A 13,112-nucleotide genomic window follows, 5' to 3' on the forward strand; every position below is an offset into this window, starting at 1 on the left:
GATGTCGGTGTTTTCAGTGTCCAAAAGCAGTTCAAGCAAAAAGGATATCCGCAGCGATGGCGTACTACCGCACTCCTCATGACGTTACCGCTCTGCCCGCTTGGCAAGCGTTGAAACTCCACCGTGCCGGCATGCAAAATTTCAGCATGCGCGATGCGTTTAACAGCAACCCAAAACGCTTTGAAGAATTTACGCTGAGCAGTTGCGGGCTGTTTCTGGACTACTCGAAAAACCTGATCAACAACGAAACCCGCGACCTGCTGGTTAATCTCGCCAATGAGGTTGATCTCAAAGGCGCGATCAAGTCGCTGTTTGGTGGCGAGATCGTCAACGCCTCTGAAGGTCGTCCGGCCTTGCACACCGCGCTGCGTCGCCCGGTTGCCGACAAACTGTCGGTGAACGGCGTGAACATCATGCCCGAGGTGCATAAAGTCCTGAACCAGATGACCGAGCTGGTCGGCAGGATTCACGACGGCCTGTGGCGCGGCTACACCGAAAAGCCAATCACCGACATCGTCAACATCGGCATTGGTGGTTCTTTCCTGGGTCCCGAGCTGGTCTCTGAAGCCCTGTTGTCCTACGCCCAAAAAGGCGTGCGTTGCCACTACCTCGCGAACATTGACGGCAGTGAGTTCCATGAACTGACCGCCAAGCTGCGTGCCGAAACCACGCTGTTTATCGTTTCGTCGAAATCCTTCAACACCCTCGAAACCTTAAAAAATGCCCAGGCAGCTCGGGCATGGTACTTGGCTCAGGGTGGCTCCGAAGCTGAGCTGCATCGCCACTTCATCGCCGTATCGAGCAACAACGCGGCGGCTGTTGCCTTCGGCATTCGCGAAGAGAATATCTTCCCGATGTGGGATTGGGTTGGCGGGCGCTACTCGCTGTGGTCAGCCATCGGTTTGCCAATCGCGCTGGCAATCGGCATGTCCAACTTCAAGGAGCTGCTGTCCGGTGCCTACAGCATGGACCAGCACTTCCAGACTGCGCCGTTCGAACAGAACATGCCTGTTCTGATGGCTGCACTGGGTGTTTGGTATGGCAACTTCTGGGGCTCGCAAAGCCACGCGATCCTGCCGTATGACCACTACCTGCGTAACATCACCAAGCACTTGCAACAGCTGGACATGGAGTCCAACGGCAAGAGCGTGCGCCAGGACGGCACTCCTGTGTCCACCGACACTGGCCCGGTCATCTGGGGCGGCGTGGGCTGCAACGGTCAGCACGCGTATCACCAGTTGCTGCATCAAGGTACTCAACTGATCCCGGCCGACTTTATCGTGCCGATTGTCAGCTTTAACCCGGTGGCTGATCACCATCAGTGGCTGTACGCCAACTGCCTGTCGCAAAGCCAGGCGCTGATGCTGGGTAAAACCCGCGAAGAAGCCGAAACAGAATTGCGCGACAAAGGCATGTCCGAAGAAGAGGTGCAAAAACTTGCACCGCACAAGGTGATTCCGGGCAATCGTCCGAGCAATACCCTGGTGGTTGAACGTATCAGCCCGCGTCGTCTGGGCGCACTGGTTGCGCTGTACGAGCACAAGGTCTTTGTGCAGAGCGTGATCTGGGGCATCAACGCCTTCGACCAATGGGGCGTTGAACTGGGCAAGGAACTGGGCAAGGGCGTCTACAACCGCCTGACCGGTACCCAGGAAGAGCCTGCTGACGATGCGTCGACCCAAGGTCTGATCAACTACTTCCGCGGCCGTCATCGCGGTTGATTGATAGCCAGCCAGTCTTCACAGACTGGCTGGCATCATCGAGAAAGGCATCATGGAACTTATCCGCCGCCCCATCGAACGCCAGATCATGAGCCTGACCGGCCTTTCACTCGGTCAACTCGACCTCGAAAACCCCAAAGGCGATCCCGGCCTATTCGGCCCGGACTCCATCAGTTGGCAGGTACATGGTGATTTCACCAGCATGCTGATTGGCGGTATCAGCGCCTTGATGCTGCAAGCCTTGCATCCACTGGCCCTGGCCGGGGTGTGGGACCACTCCAATTTTCGTCAGGACATGCTGGGTCGGTTACGTCGCACCGGGCAGTTCATTTCGGGTACCACTTTCGGCGCCACCGGCGATGCCAATTGGTTGATCGACAAGGTACGTACCATCCACCTGCAAGTCACCGGCACCGGCCTTGATGGTCGACCCTATGCCGCCAGCGACCCCGAGTTGCTGACGTGGGTGCATGTCGCCGAAGTCAGCAACTTCCTCGCCGCCCATCTGCGCTATCGCAACCCCCGTTTATCCGGTGCCGATCAGGATCGTTACTACGACGAAATCGCCATGATCGCTGAACGCCTGGGCGCTACAAACGTACCTCGCTCACGCCAGCACATCGCCGATTACCTCCAAGACGTACGCCCGCAACTGCGCTGTGATGAGCGTAGTCACGAGGTGATCCGCCTGCTGCTTAACGCGCCCTCCCCCAGCCTGTTGGCCAAACCCTTTGGCGCGCTGATGATGAAGGCAGGGATTGATTTGCTGCCCGACTGGGCCAGCGATCAATTGGGGCTGCATCAGCACCCTCTGGTTCGCAAACTGGTGCGCGCTGAAGTGAACAGCACCGCGCCGGTCCTGCGCTGGGCCGTGCGCAATGGCTCGGTGCAACGTGCACGGCGGCGCATGGGGCTTGGCTGACATTCTCTGCGGTGGTCGTGCGCGAGCGAGCTGCCCGCGATGAAGTCGATACCGATTTATGACACCATGCCAGCCTGATTCTGAGCTCTGCACTCCAAGAATAAAGAGGACTCAAGCAATGCAAGACGTCGTTATCGTTGCCGCTACCCGCACTGCAGTGGGCAGTTTTCAAGGCTCGCTGGCCCATGTACCCGCCGTTGAACTGGGCGCTGCGGTCATTCGTCAGCTACTGGCGCAGACCGGGCTGGATGGCACTCAGGTCGATGAAGTGATCATGGGCCAGGTGCTGACCGCCGGCGCCGGACAAAACCCTGCTCGCCAGGCTGCAATCAAGGCCGGCCTGCCCTTCGCTGTTCCTGCCCTGACCCTGAACAAGGTCTGCGGCTCGGGCCTCAAGGCCTTGCACCTGGCAGCCCAGGCGATTCGTTGCGGCGATGCTGAAGTGATCATCGCTGGCGGCCAGGAAAACATGAGCCTGTCCAACTACATCATGCCCGGCGCCCGCACCGGCCTGCGCATGGGGCACGCCCAGATCGTCGACACCATGATCAGCGATGGCCTGTGGGATGCGTTCAACGATTACCACATGGGCATAACCGCCGAGAACCTTGTGGATAAGTACGGCATCAGCCGTGAAGCGCAAGACGCCTTTGCCGCCGCCTCACAGCAAAAAGCCACGGCAGCCATTGAAGCCGGGCGCTTTGTCGATGAGATCACCCCCATCCTGATCCCGCAGCGCAAAGGCGATCCGATAGCCTTCGCCACCGACGAACAGCCTCGCGCAGGCACCACTGCCGAGTCGCTGGCCAAGCTGCGTCCAGCCTTCAAGAAGGACGGCTCCGTGACCGCGGGCAATGCATCCTCACTCAATGACGGCGCAGCCGCAGTGATGCTGATGAGCGCCACCAAAGCCAAGGCCCTTGGCTTACCCGTGCTGGCTAAAATCGCCGCCTACGCCAACGCGGGCGTTGACCCGGCCATCATGGGCATCGGCCCTGTCAGCGCCACTCAGCGCTGCCTGAGCAAGGCAGGTTGGAGCTTTGAGCAACTGGACCTGATCGAAGCCAACGAAGCGTTTGCCGCGCAAGCGCTGGCAGTGGGTAAAGAGTTGGACTGGGACGCGAGCAAGGTCAACGTCAACGGTGGCGCTATTGCCATTGGCCATCCGATTGGAGCATCGGGTTGCCGTATCCTCGTCACCCTGCTCCACGAAATGATCAAGCGCGACGGGAAAAAAGGCCTGGCAACCCTGTGCATTGGCGGTGGCCAGGGCGTGGCGCTGGCGATCGAGCGGGAGTAACCACACACCCTGTAGGAGCGGGCTTGCTCGCGATGCAGACTAGTCGGTCTGTCGGTCAAGCCGCGCGGATACGATCGCGAGCAAGCCCGCTCCCACACTGAAGTTTCGTACACCCTATTCTGCTAAACTGCCGCGCCTTATCTGTCCCCCAAGGCGCATCGCATGTCTTCCTTGAATCAGGCGCTGCGCGCCGCCCTCGATAACCGTCAAGAGCTGTTGGCCGAGCTGCATGCTCAAAGCACTGACTGCTATCGCCTGTTCCACGGCAGCCAGGAAGGCGCTGGCGGTCTGACCATCGACCGTTACGGCCCGCAACTGCTGGTGCAAAGCTTTCATCAACGCCTTGAGCGCGATGATTTGCTGCAACTGCACGACGCAATCAATCGTCACTTGGGTCTAGACCTGTTGCTGGTTTACAACGACCGCTCCCAGGGCAATTCGCGCATTGATCGTGAAGACACCGTATACCGCGCCGAAGATGTCGCACTTGAAGATACCGTCGGCCACGAATGGGGTCTGAAGTACCGCGTGCGCGGGCGCCATGCAGGGCAAGACCCCCTGTTGTTTCTCGACCTGCGCAACGCTCGCGGCTGGGTCAAGCAACACAGTGCCGGCAAAAGCGTACTCAACCTGTTCTCCTACACCTGCGGCGTGGGCCTGAGTGCGGCGGCAGGTGGCGCGAGTGAAGTCTGCAACCTCGATTTCGCCGAAGGCAACCTGGCGGTGGGCCGGGAAAACGGTCTGCTGAATCCTCAACTGCCCAAAATGAAGTTCGTGCAGTCCGACTATTTTGCAGCCATCCGCCAACTGGCCGGCCTGCCGATTATTCAACGCCGTCACAAGCTGCCCGCCTACCCGCGACTGGATCAGCGCGAATATGACCTGGTGCTGCTTGACCCGCCAGCATGGGCCAAAAGTGCATTCGGCACAGTCGATCTGCTGCGCGATTACCAAAGCCTGCTCAAGCCTGCTGTATTGACCACCGCACCAGACGGCGTGCTGATCTGTTGCAACAACCTGGCGAAAGTCAGCATGGACGACTGGCGCGAACAGGTTTTGCGCTGCGCAGAGAAGGCGGGCCGTCCGGTTCGCGATTGGCAGGTCTTGACCCCGGCCAGTGACTTCCCGTCCATGGATCAACAACCACCGTTGAAAACGTTGATCCTTCAGTTTTAAAGCATCCTCTGAATACAGCGTTCGTCTCGGAACCAGAAACGCGTGCCATACTCAAAGGCACTCCGACTGCTATAGACGACGCCCTACATGCTCAAAGGATTGATCCGCGCCCTCGGCGCCGTGCTGATTGCTATCGCGCTGTACAGCGTGCTTGGTTTCCTGATCCTGCCGGGCATTGGCCTGCGCATCATCAACCAACAGCTCGCCACCTACGCCACGGTACCCGCCAAACTCGACCGGCTGGAGTTCAACCCTTTCAGCCTGGAGCTGACACTGTGGGGGTTCAGAGCCGGCGAGCCCGGCAAAGAACAGGTCGGTTTTGAGCGCCTGTACGCCAATCTTCAGCTCGACAGCCTGTGGACAAAAGCGCTGCACCTGGCGGATGTGCAACTGGACAAGCCCAAGACCGAGCTGCTGTTCAGCAAGGATGGCTCGCTCAATCTGACCCAACTGTTCAAGTTACCGGCCAGCGAACCCACTGCGAGTGAACCCGACAGCAAACCATTTCCTGTGCGCCTGGACAGCATCAAACTGGCCGGCGGCTACCTGCATTTCACCGATATGCGCCCCAGCGAACCCATTGAGTTTTTGTACGATTCAATGGACCTGGAGCTGAAAAATCTCAGCACGCTGCCCGATGACAACGCCGACATGAACCTGGTGGCTGTTGGTCCTGCGGGCGGGCGTATTGACTGGAGCGGCACACTGAGCCTGGTGCCCATCACCTCCACTGGCAAACTGAAAGTCACTGATGGCCAGATGAAAGCCTGGTGGCCCTACGTGCGCGATGCTCTGCCACTGGCACTGGAAGATGGCGTGCTGAGTTTCAGCACGGATTACGCCCTTAACCTGTCCAAGGAAACCGAGATGGTGCTGAGCAATGCCTCGGCCAGCATCGCTCCGTTCAGAATCAATGCTCCAGACGGTCGCCCTCTGGTACGGCTGGAACGTCTGGATGTCAGCGATACAAGCGTGGATCTGGCCAAGCAGCAAGTCGTGGTCGGCAAGATCAACAGTCACAACCTCGAAACCTGGGCTACCCGCGAGAAAGATGGCCAGCTTGACTGGCAAAAACTGTTTGCCGGCCAAGCCGAAAAAGCGCCGCCCAAAAAAGACGAAGTCGTAACGGTTGAAGCGCCAAAAGCTGCGCCCGTAGCACCGAGCAAGCCGTGGGAAGTGCTGCTCAAGGATGTTGAGCTGCGCAACTACCGTGTACACCTCGCCGATAATGAGCCCAAAACCCCGGTAGCGCTGGATATCGGTCCGCTGAACGTTAACCTTAAAAACTTCGACAGCCTGAACCGCTCACCCTTCGCGCTCACTCTCGATACCGGCGTGGGCAAGCAAGGCAAGCTCAACGCCAGCGGCGACGTCAACCTGAGCCCTGTAAGTGCCAGGCTAAAGGTCACGACCAAAGACATCGACCTGCGTATCGCACAGGCCTACATCGACCCGTTTATTCGCCTTGAACTGCGCAGCGGCATGCTCGGTAGCGACCTCGCGGTCAACCTCAAAAGCACTGAGCCACTGGCCTTTACCGTAGAGGGCCGCGCTCAGGTCGATCAACTGCACACGCTGGATACGCTCAAGGACCGCGACTTTCTCAAGTGGCAAAAACTGGTGCTGGACGACGTTAAGTATCAGCACGGCGACAGCCTGTCGATCTCCAGGGTCAATCTCGAAAAACCCTACGTGCGCTTCATGATCAACGACGATCGCACCACCAATATTGATGACCTGCTGATCCCGCAACCCGCAGGCAGCACCGCCAAAAGCACGCCTAGCAAGGACAAGCCGCTGGGCATTCGCATAGGCGCGATTGCAATCAACGACGGCTCGGCCAACTTCGCCGACTTTAGCCTGACTCCGAACTTTCAGACGGCGGTTCAACAGCTCAATGGACAAATCGGCACCATCGATAGCCGCAATGCCAAGCCAGCCCCGGTGAATATCGCGGGCAAGGTCGATCGTTATGCCCCCGTGACCATCAAGGGCAGCGTCAACCCGTTTGACCCGATGGCAAGCCTGGATATCGCGACCAGCTTCAAGCGTGTTGAGCTGACGACATTGACTCCCTACTCCGGTAAGTTTGCCGGCTACCGCATCCGCAAGGGCCGCTTGAACCTCGATCTGCATTACTTGATCACCAATGGCCAGCTCAAGGCCGAAAACAAGGTGGTGATTGAGCAATTGCAACTCGGTGAGAAAGTCGACAGCCCGGACGCCGTGAGCTTGCCGCTGAAACTGGCGATTGCTTTGCTCAAGGACAGCGATGGCAAGATTTCCATCGAGCTGCCGGTAACGGGCGACCTGAACAATCCGCAGTTCAGTGTGATGCCAATTGTCTGGCAGACCCTGCGCAACCTGGTGGTACGCGCCGCTCAAGCCCCCTTCAAGTTCATTGGCGGGCTGGTGAGTGGCGGTGGTGCCGAGGACCTTGGCACCGTGTCGTTCGCCCCAGGATCAAGCGAGCTGAGCCCTGAGGCGCAAAAAGCGCTGACCACTCTGGCCCAAGCGTTGAAAGAACGTCCCGCATTGCGGCTGGAGATAGAAGGAACAGCCGCGCAGAGCAGTGACGGCCCTCTTATAGCCAAAGAGCGTCTTGAACGCGAGTTCCAGTACAACTACTACAAGATTCTTCAGCGCCGTGGTGACAAGGTTCCTGCCAAGGCAGCCTTGCTCAATGTGCCAGATGATGAAAAGGGACCGTTGCTTGAGGGCATTTACCGTACGCGCCTGAAACAACAGCCGCCTGCCGAGTGGGCTGACCTGAGCCGTGATGAACGGGCCGCCAAAATGACCGCTGCACTGATCGACTTCTGGAGCAAGAGCGAAGTGCTGTTGCGTCAGCTCGGCCAGGACCGCGCAAGCAGCATCAAAGACTTCCTGGTGGATAAAGGTCAGTTGGCTGATGAACGCGTGTACTTTGTCGATGCCACGCTGGGCGAAGCCGAAAGTGATGGTCGGGTGGTCTCGCCGCTGCATCTGGATAGCGAGTAACGCCGAACGTCGCTGATTTGTAGCAGCTGCCTCGTTCCTACGGCAGCTGCTACAAGAAAGATTTGCGTATCCGTAGCCCAAATAGAACAGCCCCCGACGCAAGCGCCGAGGGCTGTAATGGCCACATCCATATGGCCGTCGCATGAACCTTGTTACAAAGCCTGCAGGCGTGTTGCTCAAATCACCTGCCGCGGCTTTGTTTCCCCCGGCTCTACGAAATAAGGGGATGTTTATTCGGCTTTCAGACCATCAGCCGAGACAGCTTTAACGCCTTTGATCTTTTTGGCGATAGCAACTGCGATGTCTTTTTGAGCTTCAGTCACCGGGACCATGGAAGAAAGGGAAACAACACCTTTGTTCGTTTCAACTTTGATATCAGTGCCTGGGATGCCTTTTTCAGTAACCAGGTCCGCTTTCACTTTGGTGGTGATCCAAGTGTCAGAAGTGGCTTCCTTGGCTTTGGTTACTTCGCCAGCAGCGACGACCATCGGTGCCTGGGTAGTCGCTTGAGCAGCAAATGCAGCGTTGGCCATGGTCAGGGTCAGAGCGGTGGCAGTTGCAGCAGCGATAGCGAACTTCTTCATACGAGTAACTCCTGTCTTCTTTAAAATCTGCGCCGTCTTATGGCAGCAGGGTTATCAGTACTATTGCAGGGCCTGTGCCAACTTTTGCACATGAAAAAATCCTTATAAATCAACAACTTGAAAATTATCGATCATAAGCCGATCGTGCAGAATGCATGACGCACTTCAAATTTGCATGCAAGTTGCGGCTTTCCACTCATGGCCTATCGCCCATTGATCCTCTCTTTTCGTCGCCCATAAAAAAAGGATCCCGAAGGATCCTTTTTTAAACGCGGGTATCGGGGGCTATTAAGCTTCCGATGCCTTGGCAGCAGCTACGTCCTTGATGGACAGCTTGATACGGCCGCGGTTGTCCACGTCCAGTACCAGTACTTCCACTTCCTGACCTTCTTTAAGAATGTCAGTCACTTTCTCAACGCGAGCGTCGCTCAGCATGGAGATGTGAACCAGGCCGTCTTTGCCTGGCAGGATGTTTACGAATGCGCCGAAGTCGACGATGCGCTCAACCTTGCCCACGTAGATCTTGCCGATCTCTGCTTCTGCGGTGATGCCCAGAACGCGCTGACGCGCAGCTTCTGCTGCTTCTTTGGTTTCGCCGAAGATCTTGATCGAACCGTCGTCTTCGATATCGATCGAAGCTTTGGTTTCTTCACAGATTGCACGGATAGTCGCGCCGCCTTTACCGATGACATCACGGATTTTGTCGGTGTCGATTTTCATTGCAATCATGGTCGGAGCGTTGGCAGACAGCTCGTTACGCGATACGGCAATGATCTGGTTCATCTGGCCCAAGATGTTCAGGCGAGCGTCCAGGGCCTGGCCCAGTGCGATCTCCATGATTTCTTCGGTGATGCCCTTGATCTTGATGTCCATCTGCAGCGCGGTAACACCTTTAGCGGTACCGGCTACTTTGAAGTCCATGTCGCCCAAGTGATCTTCGTCACCCAGGATGTCGGTCAGAACAGCGAATTTCTCGCCTTCTTTAACCAGACCCATGGCGATACCGGCAACTGGTGCCTTCATCGGAACACCAGCATCCATCAATGCCAGGGAAGCACCACATACCGATGCCATCGAGCTGGAACCGTTGGATTCGGTGATTTCCGATACCACACGGATGGTGTACGGGAACACGTCAGCAGCAGGCAGCATGGCCTGAACCGAACGACGCGCCAGACGGCCGTGACCGATTTCGCGACGACCAGCGCCACCCATGCGACCACACTCACCTACCGAGAACGGAGGGAAGTTGTAGTGCAGCATGAACGGGTCTTTTTTCTCGCCTTCCAGGGTGTCCAGCAGTTGTGCGTCACGGGCAGTACCCAGCGTTGCAACAACCAGAGCCTGAGTTTCGCCACGGGTGAAGAGTGCGGAACCGTGGGTCTTGGGCAGAACACCCACTTCGATGTTCAGAGGACGAACAGTCTTGGTGTCGCGGCCATCGATACGCGGCTTGCCGTTAACGATGTTTTCACGAACGGTGCGGTATTCGATTTCGCCGAAAGCAGCTTTGACTTCGCTGGCAGAAGGCTGGCCTTCTTCACCGGACAGCTTGGCTACAACCTGATCCTTCAACTCGCCCAGACGTGTGTAGCGGTCTGCTTTGACGGTGATGGTGTAAGCCTGGGAGATTGCTTCGCCGAACTCGGCACGGATAGCGCCCAGCAGTTCGGTGGCTTCAGGGGCAGCAGCCCAGTCCCACGTTGGTTTTGCAGCTTCGGCGGCCAGCTCTTTAACAGCCTGGATAACCACCTGGAATTCGTCGTGGGCAAACAGTACGGCGCCCAGCATCTGATCTTCGGTCAGCTCTTTGGCTTCCGATTCAACCATCAATACGGCTTCCGACGTACCGGCAACAACCATGTCCAGGCTCGAAGCGGCCAGTTGCTCGTAAGTCGGGTTCAGCAGGTAGCCGGTGCTTTCGTGGTAAGCAACGCGAGCAGCGCCGATCGGACCATCAAAAGGAATGCCGGAGATAGCCAGGGCTGCCGAAGTACCGATCATCGCAGCGACGTCCGGATCGGTTTTCTTGCTGGTGGACAGAACGGTGCAGACAACCTGCACTTCGTTCATGAAACCTTCTGGGAACAGCGGACGGATCGGACGGTCGATCAGACGCGACGTCAGGGTCTCTTTCTCGGAAGGGCGACCTTCACGCTTGAAGAAACCGCCTGGGATTTTACCCGCGGCGTAGGTTTTTTCCTGGTAGTGAACAGACAGAGGGAAGAAACCCTTGCCTGGATCAGCTTGCTTGGAGCCGACAACAGTCACCAACACGCTGACGTCGTCGTCAACGGTGACCAATACTGCGCCGGAGGCTTGACGGGCGATACGGCCAGTCTCGAGAGTAACGGTCGACTGACCGAACTGAAATTTTTTGATAACCGGGTTCACGGTGTCCTACCTTCTTTGTGGCTCTTGGGGAACGGGTTTCTTGCGAAAGTCATGTGCAACATCGGGTAGTGACCCGACTCAAGATGCTTACGAAAACAGCCCTTGCGGCAAGCTTTCGTAAGAATCCGTCTAGTCCAGATAAAACTTGAGGCTGGAAGCCTGCCGTTCGCCTGCGGGAAACCCGCAAACGCACGACAGACAACCAGCCTCTAGCAACATCGCTATTAGCGACGCAGACCCAGGCGAGCGATCAGCGTTTTGTAACGCTCAACGTTTTTGCCTTTGAGGTAGTCCAGCAGCTTACGACGCTGGTTAACCATACGGATCAGACCACGACGGGAGTGGTGATCCTTGATGTTTGCCTTGAAGTGACCTTGCAGCGTGTTGATGTTAAAGGTCAGCAGTGCAACCTGCACTTCTGGAGAACCTGTATCACCTGGAGCTTGCTGGTAGTCAGCTACGATTTCTGCTTTGTGTTCAACTGTAAGTGCCATTTGGCTTTCCTTTCAATTAGGGCCTGTTTGCGAACAAGACAGATCCAATAGGCCGAGGACAAATCCTCGTATTTAAAAGTGAGATGTGACCGTGCCTAATAACAGCCACCCTCATTCCAGTCTGCGCCAAGAGTATTACATCCCGAAGCAGCCTGGTTTCGGTCATTCCGACCGAATCAGTCGACGCGGCGCAATGCGCCCGTCTTCGCTCACTTCACCGATACCGATAAAGCGACCGTTGTGATCTTGTACCCGCACCATACCGAACTTCGGGGCATCAGGAGCACGAACCGGTTGGCCATTAAGCCAATAGAACGCACTGTGTTCCGAGAAGTGCAGTAATGGCCAGTCCAGCAAGCCGCTGTCCGATGGCATCAGGAAGCGATCAACCGCTTCGTTGCCGCCTTCGGCATGCACAGCCTCCAACTCTTCCAGCGTCACCGTTTGGGCCAGGCTGAAAGGTCCGGCGTGTGTACGACGCAGCTGCGCAACGTATGCACCGCAACCCAGTTGCTCACCGATATCTTCCACGAGGGTACGGATATAGGTGCCTTTGGTGCAGTCGACGGCCAAGCGCGCAGTGTCGCCTTCGCTGGCCAGCAATTCGAGGCGGGTAATAGTAACAGAACGTGGTTCACGCTCCACCACTTCGCCTGCACGGGCCAACTTGTAAAGCGGCTGTCCGTCTCGCTTGAGTGCAGAGTACATCGGCGGTATCTGACTGATTTTCCCACGAAAACTTGGTAAAACAGCTTCGATATCGGCGCGACCAACGGTCACTGGACGTGTCAGCAAAACATCGCCTTCAGCGTCTGCAGTGGTGGTGGTCTTGCCCAATTGCATAAGGGTTTCATAACCCTTGTCGGAATCGAGCAGGTATTGCGAAAACTTGGTGGCTTCGCCAAAGCACAGCGGCAAAACACCGCTGGCTAATGGATCGAGGCTACCGGTGTGCCCTGCCTTCTCGGCATTGAGCAGCCAGCGAACTTTCTGCAGGGCCGCGTTGGAAGTGAATCCAAGTGGCTTGTCGAGCAGGATGATGCCGCTGACGTTACGACGGATACGCTTAACCTGAGCCACCGGTTACTCCTTGGTGTCTTCGGGAGCAGTGGCTTCAGGGTGCTGATTGTCTTCAGCCACTGCACGCTCGATCAAAGCGGACAGGTGAGCGCCACGCACGACACTTTCATCGTAGTGGAAGTGCAGCTGTGGAACGCTGCGCAGTTTCATTTCACGCGCCAGTTGCATGCGCAGGAAACCCGCTGCCGAGTTCAGCACCTTGATGCTTTGAGCGATCTCTTCAGCGCTGTCCTCACCCATCACGGTGATGAAGATCTTGGCGTGACCGACGTCACGGCTGACTTCAACAGCTGTAATGGTGACCAGACCCACACGCGGGTCTTTGACTTCACGACGGATCAGCTGTGCCAGCTCGCGCTGCATCTGATCGCCAATACGTTGGGTACGGCTATATTCTTTTGCCATGTCTTGTTACCTGTTACTCACCCATGGGAAACCCAT

At 57.0% G+C, this 13,112-nt stretch carries 10 protein-coding genes; 5 read left to right on the forward strand and 5 right to left on the reverse strand.

Annotation, left to right across the window (positions count from 1 at the left end):
• Window positions 1-56: 56 nt before the first annotated feature.
• The 5 genes from pgi to TU76_RS22540 all read left to right on the forward strand — a co-directional run bounded on the left by pgi (window position 57) and on the right by TU76_RS22540 (window position 8,119).
• Window positions 57-1,721 (forward strand): glucose-6-phosphate isomerase, encoded by a 1,665-nt coding sequence (pgi, locus tag TU76_RS22520; RefSeq protein ID WP_019825940.1) that lies wholly within the window; start codon window positions 57-59, stop codon window positions 1,719-1,721.
• Window positions 1,722-1,773: 52 nt separating this feature from the next.
• The gene (locus TU76_RS22525) at window positions 1,774-2,643 is read left to right on the forward strand and encodes an oxygenase MpaB family protein (protein WP_019825938.1); all 870 of its coding nucleotides are present in this window, start codon (window positions 1,774-1,776) and stop codon (window positions 2,641-2,643) included.
• Between the two features lie 118 nt (window positions 2,644-2,761).
• Window positions 2,762-3,943 (forward strand): acetyl-CoA C-acetyltransferase, encoded by a 1,182-nt coding sequence (locus TU76_RS22530; RefSeq protein ID WP_048352538.1) that lies wholly within the window; start codon window positions 2,762-2,764, stop codon window positions 3,941-3,943.
• 162 nt (window positions 3,944-4,105) lie between these two features.
• Window positions 4,106-5,119, forward strand: a complete 1,014-nt coding sequence (locus tag TU76_RS22535) for a class I SAM-dependent rRNA methyltransferase (protein WP_019825934.1) — start codon at window positions 4,106-4,108, stop codon at window positions 5,117-5,119.
• 87 nt (window positions 5,120-5,206) lie between these two features.
• A complete protein-coding gene (locus tag TU76_RS22540) occupies window positions 5,207-8,119 on the forward strand; it encodes a DUF748 domain-containing protein (RefSeq protein WP_048352539.1) in 2,913 nt (970 codons plus the stop codon).
• Window positions 8,120-8,349: 230 nt separating this feature from the next.
• Here the strand turns inward: TU76_RS22540 and TU76_RS22545 are convergent, their stop codons facing one another.
• The 5 genes from TU76_RS22545 to rbfA all read right to left on the reverse strand — a co-directional run bounded on the left by TU76_RS22545 (window position 8,350) and on the right by rbfA (window position 13,076).
• A complete protein-coding gene (locus tag TU76_RS22545; RefSeq protein ID WP_019825930.1) occupies window positions 8,350-8,703 on the reverse strand; it encodes a BON domain-containing protein in 354 nt (117 codons plus the stop codon).
• 288 nt (window positions 8,704-8,991) lie between these two features.
• Window positions 8,992-11,097 carry a polyribonucleotide nucleotidyltransferase gene (gene pnp, locus TU76_RS22550; RefSeq protein ID WP_019825928.1) on the reverse strand — a complete coding sequence of 702 codons (2,106 nt, stop codon included), beginning with the start codon at window positions 11,095-11,097 and terminating at the stop codon, window positions 8,992-8,994.
• A gap of 224 nt (window positions 11,098-11,321) precedes the next feature.
• Complete coding sequence (rpsO, locus tag TU76_RS22555) at window positions 11,322-11,591, reverse strand: 30S ribosomal protein S15 (RefSeq protein WP_019825926.1); 270 nt, start codon at window positions 11,589-11,591, stop codon at window positions 11,322-11,324.
• 162 nt (window positions 11,592-11,753) lie between these two features.
• Window positions 11,754-12,671, reverse strand: coding sequence for a tRNA pseudouridine(55) synthase TruB (truB, locus tag TU76_RS22560; protein ID WP_019825924.1), 918 nt, complete (start codon window positions 12,669-12,671; stop codon window positions 11,754-11,756).
• Between the two features lie 3 nt (window positions 12,672-12,674).
• Complete coding sequence (gene rbfA, locus TU76_RS22565; RefSeq protein WP_019825923.1) at window positions 12,675-13,076, reverse strand: 30S ribosome-binding factor RbfA; 402 nt, start codon at window positions 13,074-13,076, stop codon at window positions 12,675-12,677.
• Window positions 13,077-13,112: the final 36 nt, after the last annotated feature.

It is taken from the genome of Pseudomonas psychrophila, assembly GCF_001043005.1.
Taxonomy (GTDB): Bacteria; Pseudomonadota; Gammaproteobacteria; order Pseudomonadales; family Pseudomonadaceae; genus Aquipseudomonas; species Aquipseudomonas psychrophila.

Excerpts from the sequence above, each read along its gene's own strand:
- pgi (WP_019825940.1), top strand. The coding sequence starts at position 57 with ATGGCGTACTACCGCACTCCTCATGACGTTACCGCTCTGCCCGCTTGG.
- TU76_RS22525 (WP_019825938.1), top strand. The coding sequence starts at position 1,774 with ATGGAACTTATCCGCCGCCCCATCGAACGCCAGATCATGAGCCTGACC.
- TU76_RS22530 (WP_048352538.1), top strand. The coding sequence starts at position 2,762 with ATGCAAGACGTCGTTATCGTTGCCGCTACCCGCACTGCAGTGGGCAGT.
- TU76_RS22535 (WP_019825934.1), top strand. The coding sequence starts at position 4,106 with ATGTCTTCCTTGAATCAGGCGCTGCGCGCCGCCCTCGATAACCGTCAA.
- TU76_RS22540 (WP_048352539.1), top strand. The coding sequence starts at position 5,207 with ATGCTCAAAGGATTGATCCGCGCCCTCGGCGCCGTGCTGATTGCTATC.
- TU76_RS22545 (WP_019825930.1), bottom strand. The coding sequence starts at position 8,703 with ATGAAGAAGTTCGCTATCGCTGCTGCAACTGCCACCGCTCTGACCCTG.
- rpsO (WP_019825926.1), bottom strand. The coding sequence starts at position 11,591 with ATGGCACTTACAGTTGAACACAAAGCAGAAATCGTAGCTGACTACCAG.
- rbfA (WP_019825923.1), bottom strand. The coding sequence starts at position 13,076 with ATGGCAAAAGAATATAGCCGTACCCAACGTATTGGCGATCAGATGCAG.